This is a genomic window from Candidatus Bathyarchaeota archaeon (assembly GCA_026014585.1).
In the GTDB taxonomy this organism is placed as follows: Archaea; Thermoproteota; Bathyarchaeia; order Bathyarchaeales; family Bathycorpusculaceae; genus Bathycorpusculum.
This window is the reverse complement of record JAOZIA010000022.1, coordinates 87678-106047: the sequence shown is the minus strand read 5'-3', so window position 1 is coordinate 106047 and position 18370 is coordinate 87678. Positions and strand designations below refer to the sequence as shown.

Here is an 18370-nt window from a genome sequence, read left to right as displayed (position 1 = left end):
GTTAAATAAAGAACTTAAACCTTGGTTAAATGTTGGTTGAATAATGCCGAATCACAGTCACGACCCCAATACAGACAAAATATCTAACATCCATGAATACAAAAACGTCACAAAAACCCGCCTACTCCTGTCCATGACCATAACCGCCGCCGTCATGGTAATCGAAGTTTTTGGTAGCATCCTAACCGGTAGCCTAGCACTAGCAAGTGATGCAGGTCACATGTTCACTCACCTATTCGCCTTAGCAATCAGCTTTACCGCAATCATAATCGCCTGCAAACAACCTTGCCACCACCGAACCTACGGATACTACCGCGCAGAAATCCTCGCCGCCCTCGCCAACAGCATATTCCTCTTTGCTGTAACAGCTTACATATTCTACCAAGGCATAGAACGATTACTACATCCCCAGCCTGTACTGGGTTTTGAAATGTTTCTGGTCGCATTAGCAGGGTTGGCTGCAAACGGCATAAGTATTCTGCTCCTTCACAACAGCACAAAAAATGACTTGAACATTAAAGGAGCTTTTCTGCACATGTTCGCAGACATGGCATCATCTATAGCCATTATTATTGGTGCAGTTATAGTCTCAGTAACAGGCTGGTACATCATTGACCCCTTGTTGGGTATTGGGATTTCAATGTTGATTTTTGTTTGGGCTTTTGGGTTGATGCGTGATTCAGTTAATGTGCTGATGGAGACCGCACCCAAAGGCATGAACATCAATGTTGTAACTGCAGAAATCAAAGCTAACTTTCCCCAAGTCGTTGCCATCACAGACATGCACCTATGGGAAATCACTTCAGGTATGTATTCCTTGACAGCGCAGATAGAGGCAAACATAACCAGTACTGCCGACGTAACCGTGCTTATTGAGAAAATTAATCGATTGCTGATTGATAAATTCGGGATTAAGCACACGACATTACAAGTTGAACCCAAAAGTTAGCCAAAAACAATTGTAAAATATTAGTTAACTTCAGGCAAGCAAACGCCTGCATTTGACCCGCGCCTACGCCTAATATTTTAAAAAATAAAAAAAAGCGGTTTATGTAGTACTATTTTTTGCCTTTCGCATGCTTAGCTGGTAGAGCCACTTGTTTTCGTTCTTTACGTTTCTGTTCTTTTTCACGTAGAAGTTTCTTGTGCTGCTCTAAACCTGCTGCTTTCTTTGCTTTTTTAGACAAATTAATCATCTCCAAAGTTAACGTTTTTGTCAATCACGTTAAAGGAAAAATATGCATCACCAATTAAAACACATTTCGTATACACTTGCTTTTCTAAAATGTGCTCATGCACAGAAACATATGTGATTCAAAAGAAACACCCCTAAAAGCGGCGACTACAAAAAAAGGGGATTATTTTGCGTAAGCTTCAACAAGGTCTCGTGCGGTGATGATGCCGATTAACTTGCCGTCTTTCATGACGGGTAATCGTCTAATGTGCCGTAGCGCCATAGTTGCGGCTGTTCGGTGAACGCTTGTGCCTGAAGGAATCACAATGAGCGGCTGTGAACATTCAAACCCAACTTCTGTGAATAATGTTTTGCCTTTAGCCAAAAAATTGGTTAGCAAATCTCTTTCAGTGAAAAGCCCAAATGGTTCGCCCTGTCGAGTGATTACTACGCTGCCTACGCGTTTGTAACCCATAATTTTTGCTACAGCAAGAACCGTTGTGTCTTCATCGGCTGTGAGAATGTTTTTTGTCATGAAATCATCAACTTTGACCTCGGTTTCAGGAACATCAGGTAAGCTCTTGATTAAATCCGACGTTGTTATAACACCGATTAATGTTCCAGCATCGTACACGGCTAGTCGGCTTTTTTTGTTAATCATTTGACGGGCTACATCTTTTATTTTCGCATCACCCGAAACTGTTACCAGCGGATAAGACATTACCTCTTCAACTTTTTCATCTCTCAAAAACAGGCCCAGAGCCAAAATTTTACTAAGCAAGTCCCGTTCAGTAACTATGCCTATGGGTGTTTTGTATTTTGTTACAATCAGGCTTCCAATGTGGGCGTCACCCATTATCTTAGCTGCATCTTCTAGCAGAACATCAGGTGTTGTGGTGATTACGTTGGGACTCATTAATTCTCGTGCTATACGGTAACGTGGCAAGTTACGTTTGTATTGTTCATAAGCAATGTCGATTACACTTGGCAACTGCCTTTTTATTTCCTCTTGAGGTGTCGCCAAAAAAATCCCTCAATAATAAATAAGTAAAACAGCTAATTAAACAATACACCCAAAGAAAACGCTAAAAATCTTGCAAAAAATACAAGTTAAAGCCGCAAACAGTTCCTTGTAGCTCGCAACTCTTTTTGAATACAATCAAGACTTTTCTTAAAATCACTCACGTACAAAGTCTTTTTTTGTACACCTTTCTGCACAGCACCAGCCACCAAAAAGCCTGCGCCAACAATTTCGCCAAATGGTGTAGGTCCAGGCAGCACGATGCAGGCCATGCCAATTTTTGTTAGGTTGGATTTGTTTCCTTCCCGCCAAAGCTTTTGGGTCTGCACGGTAGTTTGGGTGGTTGTTTTCATAGCTTTGTGGAAGTCAACAGTGCTTTCGCTTAACTCGTGAATGGCTTTTGCTGTTTGCTTTTCATTCCCCATAATATTCACTAATAGCTTAGGCTTTGTGGGTCAAAAGCTTTAAAGAAAAAACAAGCCTAAAACAAGTCGTTCAACTGAAAAACGTTGACATTTTTCTCAAGCAACCCCTAAAAAACAAAGGGGTTATCAAGTGTGCTTTAACATTTGTAGTGCAAAATGGAAAAACATGAGGTCATATTTGTATTCTACAGTGTACAGATGTATTGTAGAAAAAGGCATATCCTCCAAAAAAATGCGAAGTTGAAACTACATTTTTATTAACTTATACACCAAAAGATGCTGTGGAGACACATTATGGGCAAGTTCGGACGCAAAGTCTGCTGCGACTACAACCAAAACATAAAATGCATACTACTATCCAAAGGCAAAAAACACTGCATCTTTAAAGAAACCACTCCAACGCAGGAACAAAATGGTCAAGTTCAACTGGGCGTTTGTGCATTGCTTCCAGAAAAAGAACGCGAAGGCTTGATAGCTGCCTTAAAAAAAGAAAACCCCTCAGACCTCAAAACATGGAAAGACTAAACAAGAGTATCAATAGTATTTTTCCTCAAGGTCTCAAATATTTTATGCTGTACAGCAACCTGTTCAGTCTGTTATTCTAACAATAAGCATATTAGCATTCAAATATTATTCCACTCAAGGATTTGACACTCAATGGAAATGCCGCCAATATTCTACGAAGTACACAGTAACTTGCCCCGAGAAGGTCCTGGAGACAACCAATCAACAAAAAGAGCTTTTAAAATGCTCAAAAATCTGCCTGCAAACCCACTAATCCTTGATATTGGGTGTGGTCCAGGCATGCAAACTATAGAAGTAGCCAAACTTTCTGGCGGACAAATAATCGCCTTAGATAACCACCAACCCTTTTTAGACCAACTAAACTTTAACGCCAAAAAAGCAGGCATAAGCGACAAAATCAAAACCGTCAAAGGTGACATGTTCAACCTTCAATACCTCAAAAAAAGCTTTGACTTAGTCTGGTGTGAAGGTGCCATATTCATCATTGGGTTTGCGAAGGGCTTAACAGAATGGAGACCGTTACTAGCAAATAAGGGGTACTTGGTTCTTTCGGAGCTTACTTGGCTACGAACAGATAGACCTCGTGAGCTTGCGGCGTATATGAAAGAAATGTATGAGGGACTCGGCGAAGGCGTAAAAACCATTGAGGAAAACGTTGAAACCGCAAAAAAGGCAGGTTATCAGGTCATAACCACTTTTATTCTTCCTAAAAAAAGCTGGTTTGACAATTACTACATGCCCATAGAAGCCAAATTGCCCAGTCTAAAAGCCAAGCACAAAGGTGACCCTGAGGCGCTACAGTATTTTGCAGCTGAAGAGAAGGAAATTGAAATGTTCCGCAGATATAACAACTACTATGGTTACGTGTTCTACTTGTTGCAAATTCTATAATTTTAAATAGTATGCAATAGCACTTTAGCGGTAAGTGCAGAGAACCTATGAAGCCAAAAGCTTTGAAAAAATTTTTCCGCTTTAAACATTCAATCAAAGCAGTTTCATCCATAATTGTTGCAATAATTTTAATCATAATAATCGCGGTCGGCGCAATAATAGGCGTAGCCAGCTTAAGTGGTTTATTCGCCTACCAAGAAACCCGACCAACACTGCACCACTTCTCATTCATATACCTTGAAGCCCAAACAACCGGTGAACCCTTCGAAGTCACCATACGCGCAATGGACCAAAACGACCACGTATACACCGAATACACAGGAACCAACACCTTCACCTCACCACGCGCCATTACACCAACAAGCACAACCAACTTCACCGACGGCATCTGGACAGGCCAAATCACATTCTCAGATAACTCATCTTCAGAAGCACTCATTTCAACCTCGGGCGGCGGAAAAAACGGAATCAGTAACATCTTCTACGTAAGCAATGTCCCGCTTGTTCTGGACCACTTCACCTTTGACGCCATAGAATACCCTGCAACACCCAGCGAACCCTTCAACATAACAATTCGAGCCCGTGACCAATTTGGCAACTCCTTCACAAGCTACACGGGAACAAACAACCTCATCGTGTCCTCAGGTACAATCACCCCAACAAAAACCACCCCGTTTGAAGGCGGCGTCTGGATAGGAGAAGTAACACTACACAACCCAACCGTAAGCCCAGTTTGGATAAACACGACAGGCAACATGAGAACAGGCGAAAGCAACCTTATCCCCATAAACGGAATAGACAACAACCTTTAACACTATACCACTGCAGCTACTCAAGTAGTATACTGCATCCAGCGAGGATTTAGAAATTTTTATATTTTCTTAAAACAAATTATTTTATTGGACAAAAATTTAAATTTTTAGAAGGTGAATTTTTTGGTTAAACGTAAAGGTGAAAAATACCAATGTGACGAATGCGGGCTTGTTGTTTTAATTGAAGAACCCTGCGGATGCACAGATGAATGCCTAATATGCTGTGATGAACCCATGAAGCCAGTTAAAGCAGCCACGGAAACAGAACAACCTAAAAAATAACAACTATCTACTCCCAAAACAAAGTGCTGCTACGGCAATGTTTCTTATTTTTTTAGATTGAACTGATAAATCCTATTAAAATGATTATATTCAAAAACAGTTGTGCTCCCGCCAAAATTTTAAATAGATAGAGCCATGCCTTTGATTTATGCTACCCATTAAGTGGATGAAACTAGCATGTTTCATAGTTTTTTGTATTATTATATTTTGGTTAGTTGTTAACTACTTATTCTTCTCAGATTCTTTCACTCGGTTAACGAGTCAGAGTATTGCTGACTTGTCTAAAACTTTGATTCAAACGGTAGGTATCTTAGCTAGCTTATTGGCTGCTATTAGCTTTTATTATATAGCCAAACTTGAGGACACTATTACAAAAATTTTTGAAAAAATTGATGACCAAATTGTATATTCAAATAATTTTAAAAGTGATGTGAAAAATTGTTCGTCTATTGCTAAAAACTTTTTTGAAAAAGCAAATGATTTCTTTCAAAAGGTTCCAAATTTTTGTCCGAAAGAAAAGCAATCTCTTGAAAATATGATATTTAATATAAAAGAGCAAATTAAAACAATTGATAATAAGTGCGAGGACCTCCTAAAAGTATTACAAGCTGCTCGAAATAAGACCATAAACATTTCTAGTTATATTAATAAAAACATTGTAAGCTTGTTGCTCCTTTCGATTTCAACATTTTTTATATCTATTCTTCTATGTATCTTGTCTTATGTTAGCTATAGTGCTATGTTGTTGTTTATTTCAATAACTTTTGTTCTAACTGGGATGCTATTTATCCTTGTTACCTTAGGATTTTTACACTTAATGTTTCAAAAATTAAGAGATGTGAATATTAAAGGGTGTGAGTGCATGAGCGACTGCAAAGCAGTATCTATATCTATTGAAAATTTAAAGAAGAGTATGAATTCAGTATCACAATTAGAAGAACAGCTAGCCAGTACCTTAAAGGAAATAAAAAACTAAAAAGAATAATAAGATAAAGAACCTTCCCGAGAACTGTATCGTGAAGGTACGTCTATTTTTCTGTATTGGGTTGTGGTGTGTTGGTTGTAACCCGCTTTTTGTTGTCTGTGGCATTTGGCTAATCGGGCTACCTGTCGCCTTCCGGTAGATTCTTCATCGGCGTCTGTTTGCCCTTTCCACTTGCAGGACGGCCGTTTCACCGCTTCCACCCAGACTCGTCGGCATTTTAGGGTGCCTCATTCATCAGCGTTTGGGGGACGTGTCGTTTCTGCTCCGTTGCCAAGGCTCTCGCCATGCGCCCCGAGAGGACGCTGCAATTCTACATGTGAGCGGAGTTTCCTCACTCCAAAGGAGCGATAGCCACACACCAACTCACCAACCCAACAAAATATGAAGCGGGGAAGGCAATAAAGGCTCCGTGAACAAAACCCTATTTGCTGTCTATTTGGAGCCTATTAGAAATTCATTGCAGAAACGATAGAGGGGAGGTCTGTAATTGTTGAAAATCAAACCATTAACATGTTGAAAACTTTTGGTGGTGTGTATTGCTGGTTTTTTCATGTTTTCATAGTGCCAAAATTGTTTATGGGAACCCGATGGGCTATGGCAGGTTGACGGACAAAAAATAGCTCTTATAGACCAGACTATTGCCCGATTGCATTGCGCCATTCACTACCTTCTGCTACCATTGATTGCCTTATGCGCCGAAACGACGCTTACGCTTCTGAAAAGTACGAATAATACGCAACAAATCAATAAAGCGAAAGTCAGGCCAGTAAACATCCAAAAACGCCAATTCACTATACGCCGACTGCCACAACAAAAAGCCGCTCAGACGCTCTTCGCCTGAGGTTCGAATGATGAGGTCGGGTTCCTGTTTGGTCATATGTGCGGTGTATAGGTATTTTTCAAACAGTTCCTCATCAATATCCTTTATTTGCAAACCGCCATCCTTTACTTTCTCCGCAATAACTTTTGCTGCATCTACGATTTCTGCCCTGCCGCCATATGCAAATGCGAAATTCAAAAACTGATTATCATAATCCGCCGTTGCCTGCTCAACTTCACTTATGAGTTTTTGCAAATCCTCTGGCAACAAATTCACCCGACCGATGACTTTGACGTGAACCTTGTTTTTGTGAATACGCTCATCCGTGAGAAGTTTACGGAAACGCTCCATAGCGATTCGCATAATCTCATCCACTTCATCAGAGGTACGCTTAAAATTCTCAGTGGAGAACGCGTAAAGCGTAATGAATTTGACACCGAGTTTTTGACACCACTCCAGCAATTCCTCCACGGTATCTGCACCTTTTTTATGCCCAAGCCACGGATTGAGCTCTTTTTGGTTTGCCCAGCGCCTGTTACCATCCAAAACAATTGCGATGTGTTCTACTTTTTCGCCGTTTTTAACTTGGTCCCAAAGCCATTTCTCATACAGTTTGTATGCTCCGATGACAGAGAGAATTTTTGTAAGCACTAAGCGGACCTCTCAAGATTACAGATTTTACCAGCAGATTGCATCATAGCTAAACCAGGAAGGTTTCAATTAAAGATTACTAGGTTATAAAGGAGATTGTTAAGGCTACTGCTCACTTTTAGCTGCTGAAGAGTCTGCTGTGGAAGACTGAAGCGGAACATCCCCATCATCATCGTCTGTTTTGCTAAAAAAGCACTTGGAGGAACGCTGCACAATCATAATACACAATATCGAAGCAATGCCAATCAAGATACCTACAATTATCGAGAACACAAACGTGGCAAAGTTGGGGTCGCTAATGTTTGGTTGCAGGGGAATATTGTAGGAGTTGTAGATTATGTTTGCTGTTGCCTCCATAATCCACCGTGACCAAGCAACCAGAACAATCAAAGCAACATTACGTAGCACCCGAGAGTCATGTTCAGTGTATAGTCTGATGCTTCTGCCCAAAAGAACAATACATAAACCAACAACTAAAAGATCCATGACTCCTCTGATGAAGTAAGAGGTTAATTTTGGTATAGCACCAATCCAACCAGCTGCATCACTTGGGAAAGGTCCTGCGTTCACGCTGATATTACTTACGCCAACGTAGAGGCTTACTGCAACACATAGGAGCCCTGCAATTATTGTGTAGTTGGAGATTTGTATTGGAAGCGGAGGCGGAGAGTACTCACGAACCCACGTAAAGAAATCTTTTCCAAATCTATCAACACCAAACCCTTTGAACAGCAAAAAACCGCCTATCACAAGAATGATTGCTATGAAATAGTAATTTATTGCGCCTGGAATGACAAAGTTGGCTGCCCACAGCACACCGAAAATGAAAACCAGCACTCCAGGCAAACCTAAAGCTATACGTGCATACTTGGGATTTTCCACGATTAGTCGCATGTACTTGGTGAAGACAGCGGCGGTCTCTTCAATAGATTCACTGTGCTTGATTACTATGCGGCGAACTGAAGAAACGGGTACACGGGATTCTACCAACGGCAAAACTGCCTCATCACTATAACCGTCAGACACAAGGATAACTTCGCTTGCGTTAAAATTTTCAAGCAATCCCGTGAGTTCTTCGACGATTTTTCGGTCTGCATTTACGCCGCCGATTTCAGAGCCGGAAATTGTAGCAACTTCAAAAAACTCGTGTTGTTTTTTTTCTTTCTGTAGCCGGTCGTAGAGGCTGACTGCTTCAAACATGGCGTTTGCGTCGGGTTCTTCTGGGTCTTTTAGTGCAAGGGAAACTGCAGCGTTAAGGTTTGCTTCTCGACCCAGAACAGGGGTTTGAATGCCCGCTTTTACATCTACGTCAGCGTCTCTGTCAACACATAAAACTAGGATCCGCTTCTGTGGTTGGGGCTGCGTTTCCTTTTTATTCATTCAACTCTTCCTATAGTATTTCTTGTTTTTAATTTAACCTTATGCATGTTCTTCTTCATCGTCGCCTGCAAGCATTGCAAACTCTGCAAAGTTTACTTCTTCGCCGCGTTCAAGTTTTTCTTTAGCTTGGGCACCAATTTTCTCTTTTAGTTGCTGCTCGCTTTGGGCACGCTTGGTTTTTTCTATGTTTATCAGTTCTTTTTCTTTAGCCCGCTCAGCAGCTCTTTCTTCGTACTCTTTGTCTCTCAATGCACGGCTCTCAGCTCTTTCTGCACGGTAAGCATCTCTTAAACCGTTAAGCTGTCCTGTTAACACAGCAATTTCAACCTGTACCTGCTGAATTTTTTCTTTACTTTCAATGAAAGCCTTGTGCATAAGGTCTGCTTCTGCACGGTTCTGCTTTGCCGCGTCTACCTTAGCGATAACTTTAGCATGAACATCCTGCCCTGCTTTGACAAGTTCAGAGAGTTGCTTGTGGAAGTTGTCAGCAAGCGCGTCAAGGGCTTTGCGTTGGCTTAGAAGTTCATCGATTTTCTTGTTTTCTTTATCAATCTTCTTAAAACCGCCAAGCTGCTTCTCAAGCTGTTTAATCTCGTCAACTAAGCGTTTTTCTTCTTTCATGTCCAAGGTTTCTGTTTGGATTTTCCAGTCAATAGCATCAATTTCCTTTTGCACATCGTCACGCCTGATGGGTGGAGCATTTTTCCGTATTTCTTGCTTCTTCTCGTTGATAGCGCGTATCTCATCCATGATTGGCTTGATTTTTTGGTGGATTTCGTTGCGTTGCTGTTTGAGCTCTTTGACTTTCTGATTTATCTCATCACGTTTTGCGCGCAACCCGTTTATTTCTTGGTTGGTTTGTTTGGTTTTGTTGTTTAGTTCGTCGCGTTTTTCTATTTGTTTTTTTGTTTCAGTGTTTATTTTTGCGATTTTATCTTTTAAGGTGGCGATTTGCGCTTGGATATTTGACATTTGTTTAGTTTTATCTTCAGACACGACTTGGACTTCCTGCCGCTTTTTGTTAAGTAGCCAGTTGGCTTTCGAATTAATATTTTTTGAGTCTTAAGATGCTTATTTTACCATGACAATACGTTTTCATCCTATTATAAGTTTTAAATATATCTTGATACCATGAATTGGATGAGACGTGCATTATGGACTATAATTATAATGAACTGCTAAAGCGGGCATGTCAAGAAATGCCTGAGGTATCCGCCAAAAAAGAAAGAATAGAACTTCCCAGGCTTTACGTAAGCACTGTAGGAATGCGTACAATAATTTCAAACTTTAAAGACGTAGCAGACACGCTAGACCGTGACCCACAGCATATTCTAAAATTCCTAACCCGTGAAATGGCAACAGCAGCAACATTCCATGAATCAAGAGCCATTTTCCAAGGAAAATTTAGAAGTGACAGCTTTGAACGACTTCTACAAAGATACATGGAAGGTTTTGTTGTCTGTCCTGTATGCAAACGTCCAGATACAAGAATCCTCAAAGAAAAACGTTTAACATTCCTTGTCTGCAACGCTTGCGGAGCAAAATCAGCAATAAAACAACTCTAAGAGAGAAAAAGGATGGATGTCTACGTTAAACTGCAAAAAAATCAAGGACACGTAGTTTTAGCCATCTGTGATTGCGATTTACTCGGAAAAACTTTGCAGGAAGGAAAAATCACCTTCAAAATAAAAGGCGAATTCTACAACGGCGGAAAAGCCAGCGTTGAGGAAGCAGTGGCGATGATTGAAAACTCAACGATTGTAAATCTTGTCGGTCAAGCTTGTGTAGAGTGCGCCATCAAAAAAGGATATGTCCACCCTGAAGCAGTTCTTAATATCCAAGGCGTGCCGCACGCGCAGATAATGAAGCTGTAGACGTTTTAGGCGACCTTGTACTTTTTTGATGTTCTCACTGGAATATGCATAGTTTTTCTCTGGGTCATTTATTTTTTTAGTAAACAAATGATAGTCAATTTTTGGTTGCACTATTGCGGGTTTAACGTGATGTTCTATTATGGCGTTACATTTAGGGCAATGACGATGTAGCCCGTAACAGTAGTCAGTCCAGCCGCTGAGAGGAACATTAGTTTTTGAAAAATGTAAGCCACAATGTTTACAGTATATTATGTCCTGATTTTGAAAAAATAGCAAACGTTTGATCGAATGCTTCAGATTAATCCTAAGGTTCCCCAGTAAATATTATTGTGTTTTTCCTGTTTTATATTTTCAGTCGTATTCCGAATAAAAGGCGTGTTTAAGTAAATTAAGTAGGTTTACGTAAGCGGGTTATCATAAAATTTAATTAACAATGGTTAACTAATGTAAGCTAAAATCCGAGTTTGAAGCACAACTTGTCTTCCAAAGTGACCCTGTCCACTCGCACGCTTGCCGTGATTTTAGCGGTTATCTTAGGATTGACAGTATTCAACACCATTTTCATTCTGCAGCAAGCCCATGTTTTTCAGGGAGCAACCAACGACTCTAACTTTGACTACATAATATACCCAAACGACGGCACATACAAACTAAAAAATATGGCAACAGACAATATCGTTTACACATCCACTAACGCTTCAGACACAATAAACCGCGCACTTATTGCTGGAAACACTGTTTGCCTGCAGAAAGGAAACTACACACTAACCAGTGACGTGTTAGTAACCAACAAGATAAACAGTAAAATAGTGGGCAATAACGCTCAAATCAACGGTAATGGCTACAAAATAGTAATTCACGGTGATGATTACACGTTTTCTAAGTACAACAGTATTTCAGGATTAAAAATAACCAACACAACTATCCGTGTGGAAAATTCTTTAGCAACAAGCATCTCAGACATGCTTTTTTTGGACTGCCAAACAGCCATAGAGTTCGCTAACACCAACACATGGAGTGAAGCTTCAACAATCCAAGACTGCCACTTCATAAACAACGGTGAAAGCATAGCATTCAGAACACCAATCGGCAACGGCACAGGCTCATACGAAAGCTCCGAAATATCCCGTTGCTACTTTAATATGATGGACAATTCCATAGCTATCAATGTGGAGGAAAAAGCCGAGTTTTCCAACAGCCAAATCATGAACGCCCGTGTATGGATCGGGGAAAACGGAGAAACCAATCAGGTTGGAATCAAAGTCAACGGTGCGATGAGCCAGACACTGCTAATTGGTGTAGTGTTCGAATCTTTTGCGAATGGTCCAACAAACTCGTACGCCATATCCATCGGGGACACATGTAAAGGAACCCCTACCATTGGGGCAGGAGTGAGTTTTCTTGGGAACTGGACAGCTCGCGTATTTAACCCTGCGTACATTTGGATTTCTGGTTTAGGCAGCAACTTTGACATCGGAACACAGCAAGTAACCATTGGAGTAGGCAGCCAATATGGCAATGCGACAACCATAAGCATGCATCCTCTTAACATTTACAATTTCGAACTAAAAATCAACCTTCAAGGCAGTTTCTCCAGTAGCGAAACCGTCACTGTGCGAATCCGCTGTGAAACAGTGGATAATGTGTACGTCGGCGATGTCGTCAAACATTACACGACAAACACGTCAGAGTGGCTAAGTGATGATGATATACTCACGTTGATTCCTTCAGAAAACGTAATCTGGGCAATCCTAATCGATGCACAAACAAATCGTGCCCAATCAAACGTGATAGTAACAGTAAACGGTTATGGCACAGCAGGCTAAAACTGCTTCATCTCACACTATCCATAACTGATTTGCCAACTTTTCAGCTACAAACAACACAGTAACCCTGCAGGTATCTTAGAGGGCTATAGTGAAAGCAACAGAATTTGGAAAAAAATAAAGGAAAAAGAGTCTTAGATTTTTTTCTTGTCTAGGACTTGGCGGAATGTTTTGTCACAGCATTCGTAGAGTCCGATTGTCAGTTGAGTTCTTTTTCCTTTTTTGTCTGGTTTACCTGCCATTTTCCAAGTTTTCTTGGCGTTTTTTACTTCTTTTCCACAGCTGGGGCACTTTGCCATTGTTAATTCCTCATTTCATGGTTATAAGGTAGAGAATAAAACATTTGTGGTTAAACATGGAAAAATAAGGGCAAATCAGAGGTATTTTTCGTTTTTAAAAATCACTTTTTTACGACCAGCACATTGCAGTACGCATTGCCCACAACCTGCTTGGAAACACTGCCCAACAAAATAGATACTCTACTGCCTAAACCTCTGCTACCAACCACAATCAAGTCAAAGTTCTCTTTTTTGGCGTAACTCTCCAACCTTTTAGCTGTGTTAGAACCAACAACCATGGAAACATCAAACTTTACGCCTTCACCATCCAAAACGTGTCTGGCATCGTCAATTATGGCTTGAGCCTTTTTTTCTTGACCTTTCTCATAAACGGTTATGGCATTAATAAATCCTGAAAAGTGCTGAGCAAGGGATATAGCTTCCTTGAGAGCTTTTTTAGACTGAACAGAGCCATCAACCCCTACAAGTATGCGAATTTTCTCAAACATAACAATCAAACCTACAATAAACATGTATGATAAATAATAGTTTTCGGAAAAACGTGCTAAAAACAAAAAATAAGAAAAAGCGAGTTTACTCGCATTTCTTTAAAAGTTGACTCCAACGCTCATCAGTATAGTGTTGAAGTTCATCAACGATATGCCTGTTTTTGGAAGTAAACAGGTGCTTGAATCTGCCTTGTCCCTCAAGATAAGCTGTGATAGGCTTTTTCTTTTGCGGTGCCAAAGCAATCACTTTACTTGGCACTGATAATACACGTTTCCCATCTACTGCTTCCCATATAGGGAACACACAAGACTCAACTGCGAGTTTGGTGTATTCCATTGTTTTTGCAGGGTTACTTCTCCAGCCTCTGGGACAAGGAGCAAACACATGCAGAAAAGCAGGTCCTTCAACCTCTAAGCCTTTACGTACCTTAGTTAGGAGGTCCTTCCAGTAGTAAGGTGATGCTGTTGCAACATAGGGCATATCATGGGCAAGCATGATCTCGGTGATTGGCTTTTTACGTTCAGGCTTCCCGGGAATTACTGAACCTGCAGGGGTTGTAGTTGTAGCTGCGCCTGTGGGTGTTCCGCCGCTCCTCTGAATACCCGTGTTCATATATCCTTCATTATCGTAGAGAACAAAAAGGAAGTCATGACCACGTTCAACAGCGCCAGAGAGAGCCTGCAAGCCAATGTCGTAAGTACCACCATCACCGGCAAATGCTATGATATCAATGTGTTCCTGCTTGAGTTTACCTTTCGTCTTTAAGACTTTAAGTGCAGCGTCAATACCTGAAGCGTTCGCAGCAGCATTCTCAAAGGCAGTATGCAACCATGGAGTAGCCCATGATGTGTAGGGATAAATTGATGAGACAACTTCCATGCAACCGGTTGCTTGAGTAACTATTGTGGGTCCTCTTGTAGCCTTCATTATCAGGCGTAGCACCGCGGCTGGTCCGCAACCTGCACATGCTCTGTGACCTGAAAGGAATAAATCGGGTTTTAATGCAATGTCTTTGGCGGTGAATTTCCATTCTTGTGTAGTCAATTTTTTCGACTCCTTACTCCCTTAATCCTAAATAGTTAACTTGGCGGTTAACACGCCCAGTCCTGCTTATCCTCAAAAGTTCCTCGAAAATCTTTCGCAGTTCACGTGGACTGCTGTCTCTACCGCCTAAACCGTAAATGTAGTTTATGATTGGTGGACGCTGTTTTTCGTCGTAGAGACTATGACGCACTTCATGAAAAACTGCTCCTCCGAAACCGCCAAAACTCATGCTTTTATCCATGACAGCAACGGCTTTAGCATTCTTTAAAGCATTTTTAAGCTCTTCAACTGGCAGTGGCCTAAACGTACGTAAACGTAGCAGCCCAGCTTTGATACCTTCTTGACGTAATTCATCAACGATTATTTTCATTGTTCCAGAAGTGGAGCCAACACAAATTACAATGATTTCTGCGTCGTCAAGTTTGTAAGCATCGATGAGTCCGTTGCCGTAACTTCTTCCGCTGATTGAGACATATTCTTTGTTGATTTCTTGGATTTTTTTGAGGGCATTATTCATGCCTTCCTCTTGTTGACGTTTGAACTCGAAGTAGTAGTTTTGGAAAGCTACTGGACCCATAGTCATTGGGTTATCGGGGTCAAGTTTGAATGGTGCTTTTTTGCCTTCATGTGTTAAAACAATCGGCAGTTGCCTTTCACCGACAAACTGCTTTACGGTTTCATCTGAGAGTGCATCGACGTTTTCAAGCGAATGGCTCAAGGTAAAACCGTCTAAACCAACGAGTACGGGCAATGAAACATCAGGGTCTTCGGCAATTCTAAATGCTTGAATAATGGAATCGTATGCTTCCTGCGCATTTTCAACATACATTTGAACCCAACCGCTGTCTCGTGCCGCCATGGTGTCTGAGTGGTCTCCATGAATGTTTAACGGTGAAGAAAGTGCACGGTTTGCGATTGCCATAACCACAGGAGCACGAGAGCCTGAAGTCACAAACAGCATTTCATGCATCAATGCTAACCCTGCCGATGCACTAGCGGTGAAAGCTCGTGCACCAGTAACGGATGCTGCAAGGCTAGCAGTCATTGCACTGTGTTCGGATTCTGTGCAGACGAACTGTGTTTGCACTTGCCCGTTTGCAACGTATTCGCTGAATTTTTCCACAATGATTGTTTGCGGAGTGATTGGGTAAGCTGCCACAACATCAACATCACATTGTTTAACAGCGTAGGCAACTGCTTCGTCGCCGTTCATTGCCATAGTTTCTTGTTTGTTTGACTTTTGCACGCTATCTTACTCCTCCTCTTGTTCTTCTAGTTTCATGGTTATTGCTTTGGTTGGGCATTCGTTAGCACATATTCCGCAACCTTTGCAGAAGGTGAGATCAAAATCGATTTTTCCCATTTCAGGACGCCAACGAATAGCACCCTCCGGACAAAACATTACACAAGTTAAGCATGTTGTGCATTTTTCTAAGTCCCGTATTGGCATGAAAGTTTTCCAGTCACCAGTCATAAAGGCAACGCTGGATTTAGGGCAGACACCTGCTATGGAGATTTCTTCCCAAGTTTTCTCTTTACTCACTCTGATTTTGCCTCCTCATACGCTTGTTTGACAACCGCAAAGTTTTTCTCCGCTAAATCAGCGCGGAACCGCCCCTTAAGAGTTTGCTGAATACCCTCTAAACTAACAATGTTTGTTGCTTTTGCAACAGCACCCAAAAGCGCCGTATTAGTGATTGGCGCACCAAGGATTTTTAGGGCAATCTCTGTTGCAGGAACTGTCCAAATCTTACCTGTTACTACACGCAGATTTTCTTTTAGTGCGGATGGTTCCTCGGTTGAGTTGATTATCAATACGTCATCATCACGGTTTAATCCAGCAGTTACAGGCACCGTTTTTAGAAGTGTATTATCTAAAACCACTACTATATCTGGATCATAAACTGCACAATGCAACCTGATGGGTTCTGTGCTAATTCGGGTAAAAGCGGTTACTGGTGCACCCATTCTTTCGGGACCAAACTCGGGGAAAGACTGGATGTATTTTCCTTCACTTAAGGCTGTTCGAGCTAACAATTCGCTGGCTGTCCATGCACCTTGTCCGCCTCTACCGTGCCATCTAAATTCAATCATGCTTTTCAAATTAGATACGTCCCTTCTCTTAGGAAGTAGTTTTCAAACTAAAATGCCGTTTACCTTCATATACATTTTTCTAGTAAATAACATCTTTATGGGATGTATCATAAAAAATATTCCATGCAGTATTACTAAATAAATAAAAAGTATGCACACAATTTAAGTTAACACTAACCCACAAAACAATAAAAGTTATATCCATCCTGCATCCAAATCAATACATTACTTCTAAAATTATCTAAAAGTAGGTGAAAAAATGTCCGAGGTAATTTTAACCGCTGACAAGACATTAATGAGTAATTACCACAACAACGAGTTTCTAGGATTTGGAACTTGTGCTCCACCCAACTTTATTCCCGAATGGCTCTTTAGCTACCTCTTCTTTCCACCTATGAAAAGCCAAAAAGGAAGCCCAGAGACGGCTCCATACGGATTAAGAAAAATGGAAGCCCAACTAAGAAAAGATGGCTTCAACGTAACAATTGTCAGCCCAAACCACCTAAAAGAACACTTGAAAGAAACAAAAGTGATAGGCATACAGGTAATGGACCCTTTTGGTTTAGGTCCAGCATCCACAACACTATCCGCCATCTTCAAAAAGCAACCATACCTAGCCAAACACTTCCAAGCATTAATGGTAGACCCAATAATAAAAAAAGCAAAAGAAAATGGAGCAAAAATAATCGTTGGTGGACCAGGAGCATGGCAATTTAATTACAGAAAAAAATCAATCAAAGATTTAGGAATAGACTGTGTTGTCGAAGGCGAATCTGAACGGGTTATAGGCAACCTTTTCAAGTCAGCAATAGATGGACAAGAGTTACCCCAACATTACGAGATTGATGTTGATGACGCACCAAACTTGGACGAAATTCCCGACATTTGTGGACCATCAATTAATGGGTTGCTTGAAATTGGACGAGGATGCTGCAGAGGATGTCGATTCTGTAATGTAACTCTTAGACCACTTAGATGGTACCCCTTAGAAAAAATTCAGCGTGAACTAACAGTTAACCTTGAGTCAGGCAAAATCACTGGAGCATGCCTCCACGCTGAAGACGTAATGCTTTACGGCTCAAACAACACAATTCCCAATGAAGAAAAACTTTTACAATTACATGAAACAGTAATGAAAAGAATTGACAGCATAGCATGGAGCCACTGCTCACTAGCCGCAGTAGCATCTAACCCTAAACTTTTTGCCAAAATATCAGAACAAATCCTATCAAAACAAGCATGGTGGGGCGCCGAAATAGGCATCGAAACAGGCTCCGCTGAGGTTGCAAAAAAAATTATGCCCGCCAAAGCACACCCCTTCAAAGCTGAAAACTGGCATGACGTAGTTTATGATGGCATGGGATTAATGCACGACAACAGACTGGTTCCTGCGTGCACACTTATTGTTGGGTTGCCAGAGGAACAAGAGGAGGATGTGTTAAAAACGATGGATTTAGTTGATGACTTAAAAGATATGCGCAGCCTTATTGTACCACTGTTTTTTGTTCCACTGGGCAAGTTGACAAGTGAAAACTGGTTCACTGACACAAAACTAAACAAGCTTCACCGCGAATTACTAATCAAATGTGCCGAACACGATTTTCATTGGGTAGACAACCTTATTGACTGGACATTTAAGGGCAAATGGTACACGCGTATAATGCGGGATTTTTACAAGGGATTCGCAGCAATCGCAAAACACAAAGTAAGACAGATAGAGTAATCTGCATTTTCTCAAAGACTAAACTTAAATAGTCTTGTGGAAATCAAAGAGGAGT

Annotated in this window: 22 protein-coding genes and 1 other RNA gene; 10 read left to right on the top strand and 13 right to left on the bottom strand. The window is 41.1% G+C overall.

The genetic code is table 11. The features are described 5' to 3' along the window. Nucleotides 1-43 precede the first annotated feature (43 nt). Nucleotides 44-949 carry a cation diffusion facilitator family transporter gene (locus tag NWF01_07325; GenBank protein ID MCW4024827.1) on the top strand — a complete coding sequence of 302 codons (906 nt, stop codon included), beginning with the start codon at nucleotides 44-46 and terminating at the stop codon, nucleotides 947-949. 109 nt (nucleotides 950-1058) lie between these two features. Here the strand turns inward: NWF01_07325 and NWF01_07320 are convergent, their stop codons facing one another. The 3 genes from NWF01_07320 to NWF01_07310 form a co-directional block, all read right to left on the bottom strand. Continuing rightward, on the bottom strand, nucleotides 1059-1187 hold the full coding sequence (locus NWF01_07320) for a hypothetical protein (protein ID MCW4024826.1): 129 nt from the start codon (nucleotides 1185-1187) through the stop codon (nucleotides 1059-1061). A gap of 171 nt (nucleotides 1188-1358) precedes the next feature. Beyond that, nucleotides 1359-2198 (bottom strand): CBS domain-containing protein, encoded by an 840-nt coding sequence (locus NWF01_07315; GenBank protein ID MCW4024825.1) that lies wholly within the window; start codon nucleotides 2196-2198, stop codon nucleotides 1359-1361. An 86-nt stretch (nucleotides 2199-2284) separates the two neighbouring features. Next, nucleotides 2285-2620 carry a hypothetical protein gene (locus NWF01_07310; GenBank protein ID MCW4024824.1) on the bottom strand — a complete coding sequence of 112 codons (336 nt, stop codon included), beginning with the start codon at nucleotides 2618-2620 and terminating at the stop codon, nucleotides 2285-2287. Nucleotides 2621-2914: 294 nt separating this feature from the next. On the opposite strand from NWF01_07310, the gene NWF01_07305 reads away from it, so the two are divergent. From NWF01_07305 to NWF01_07285, 5 genes are all read left to right on the top strand, one after another. Continuing rightward, entirely contained in the window at nucleotides 2915-3145 is a 231-nt protein-coding gene (locus NWF01_07305) for a hypothetical protein (GenBank protein ID MCW4024823.1), read from the top strand. Nucleotides 3146-3277: 132 nt separating this feature from the next. Then, the gene (locus NWF01_07300; GenBank protein MCW4024822.1) at nucleotides 3278-4036 is read left to right on the top strand and encodes a class I SAM-dependent methyltransferase; all 759 of its coding nucleotides are present in this window, start codon (nucleotides 3278-3280) and stop codon (nucleotides 4034-4036) included. A 47-nt stretch (nucleotides 4037-4083) separates the two neighbouring features. Next, nucleotides 4084-4848: a hypothetical protein gene (locus NWF01_07295; protein ID MCW4024821.1), complete on the top strand. Its 765-nt coding sequence runs from the start codon at nucleotides 4084-4086 to the stop codon at nucleotides 4846-4848. A gap of 123 nt (nucleotides 4849-4971) precedes the next feature. Continuing rightward, entirely contained in the window at nucleotides 4972-5130 is a 159-nt protein-coding gene (locus NWF01_07290) for a hypothetical protein (GenBank protein MCW4024820.1), read from the top strand. A 289-nt stretch (nucleotides 5131-5419) separates the two neighbouring features. Beyond that, nucleotides 5420-6106 carry a hypothetical protein gene (locus NWF01_07285; protein MCW4024819.1) on the top strand — a complete coding sequence of 229 codons (687 nt, stop codon included), beginning with the start codon at nucleotides 5420-5422 and terminating at the stop codon, nucleotides 6104-6106. A 75-nt stretch (nucleotides 6107-6181) separates the two neighbouring features. On the opposite strand, the gene rnpB is transcribed toward NWF01_07285, so the two are convergent. The 4 genes from rnpB to NWF01_07265 form a co-directional block, all read right to left on the bottom strand. Beyond that, an RNA gene (rnpB, locus tag NWF01_07280) (RNase P RNA component) lies at nucleotides 6182-6482 on the bottom strand. A gap of 321 nt (nucleotides 6483-6803) precedes the next feature. Further along, a complete protein-coding gene (gene uppS, locus NWF01_07275; GenBank protein MCW4024818.1) occupies nucleotides 6804-7586 on the bottom strand; it encodes a polyprenyl diphosphate synthase in 783 nt (260 codons plus the stop codon). Between the two features lie 105 nt (nucleotides 7587-7691). After that, complete coding sequence (locus NWF01_07270; GenBank protein MCW4024817.1) at nucleotides 7692-8966, bottom strand: DUF373 family protein; 1275 nt, start codon at nucleotides 8964-8966, stop codon at nucleotides 7692-7694. 39 nt (nucleotides 8967-9005) lie between these two features. After that, nucleotides 9006-9962: a hypothetical protein gene (locus tag NWF01_07265; GenBank protein MCW4024816.1), complete on the bottom strand. Its 957-nt coding sequence runs from the start codon at nucleotides 9960-9962 to the stop codon at nucleotides 9006-9008. 158 nt (nucleotides 9963-10120) lie between these two features. Between NWF01_07265 and NWF01_07260 the strand changes: the two genes are divergently transcribed. From NWF01_07260 to NWF01_07250, 3 genes are all read left to right on the top strand, one after another. Continuing rightward, entirely contained in the window at nucleotides 10121-10531 is a 411-nt protein-coding gene (locus tag NWF01_07260) for a translation initiation factor IF-2 subunit beta (GenBank protein MCW4024815.1), read from the top strand. 12 nt (nucleotides 10532-10543) lie between these two features. Next, nucleotides 10544-10840 (top strand): DUF424 family protein, encoded by a 297-nt coding sequence (locus NWF01_07255; protein ID MCW4024814.1) that lies wholly within the window; start codon nucleotides 10544-10546, stop codon nucleotides 10838-10840. A gap of 476 nt (nucleotides 10841-11316) precedes the next feature. Then, nucleotides 11317-12666, top strand: a complete 1350-nt coding sequence (locus tag NWF01_07250; protein ID MCW4024813.1) for a hypothetical protein — start codon at nucleotides 11317-11319, stop codon at nucleotides 12664-12666. 134 nt (nucleotides 12667-12800) lie between these two features. Here NWF01_07250 and NWF01_07245 read toward each other — a convergent pair whose 3' ends face one another. From NWF01_07245 to NWF01_07220, 6 genes are all read right to left on the bottom strand, one after another. After that, nucleotides 12801-12965 (bottom strand): chorismate-binding protein, encoded by a 165-nt coding sequence (locus tag NWF01_07245; GenBank protein ID MCW4024812.1) that lies wholly within the window; start codon nucleotides 12963-12965, stop codon nucleotides 12801-12803. Between the two features lie 101 nt (nucleotides 12966-13066). Continuing rightward, the gene (locus NWF01_07240; GenBank protein MCW4024811.1) at nucleotides 13067-13453 is read right to left on the bottom strand and encodes a universal stress protein; all 387 of its coding nucleotides are present in this window, start codon (nucleotides 13451-13453) and stop codon (nucleotides 13067-13069) included. Between the two features lie 85 nt (nucleotides 13454-13538). Further along, a complete protein-coding gene (locus NWF01_07235; GenBank protein ID MCW4024810.1) occupies nucleotides 13539-14498 on the bottom strand; it encodes a thiamine pyrophosphate-dependent enzyme in 960 nt (319 codons plus the stop codon). A gap of 13 nt (nucleotides 14499-14511) precedes the next feature. Further along, nucleotides 14512-15717 (bottom strand): pyruvate ferredoxin oxidoreductase, encoded by a 1206-nt coding sequence (porA, locus tag NWF01_07230; GenBank protein ID MCW4024809.1) that lies wholly within the window; start codon nucleotides 15715-15717, stop codon nucleotides 14512-14514. A gap of 33 nt (nucleotides 15718-15750) precedes the next feature. Continuing rightward, nucleotides 15751-16041: a 4Fe-4S binding protein gene (locus NWF01_07225; GenBank protein ID MCW4024808.1), complete on the bottom strand. Its 291-nt coding sequence runs from the start codon at nucleotides 16039-16041 to the stop codon at nucleotides 15751-15753. Continuing rightward, on the bottom strand, nucleotides 16038-16592 hold the full coding sequence (locus tag NWF01_07220; GenBank protein ID MCW4024807.1) for a 2-oxoacid:acceptor oxidoreductase family protein: 555 nt from the start codon (nucleotides 16590-16592) through the stop codon (nucleotides 16038-16040). The genes NWF01_07225 and NWF01_07220 overlap by 4 nt, the downstream gene beginning before the upstream one ends. Before the next feature lie 259 nt (nucleotides 16593-16851). On the opposite strand from NWF01_07220, the gene NWF01_07215 reads away from it, so the two are divergent. Then, on the top strand, nucleotides 16852-18315 hold the full coding sequence (locus NWF01_07215; protein MCW4024806.1) for a B12-binding domain-containing radical SAM protein: 1464 nt from the start codon (nucleotides 16852-16854) through the stop codon (nucleotides 18313-18315). The last annotated feature ends 55 nt before the right edge of the window (nucleotides 18316-18370 follow it).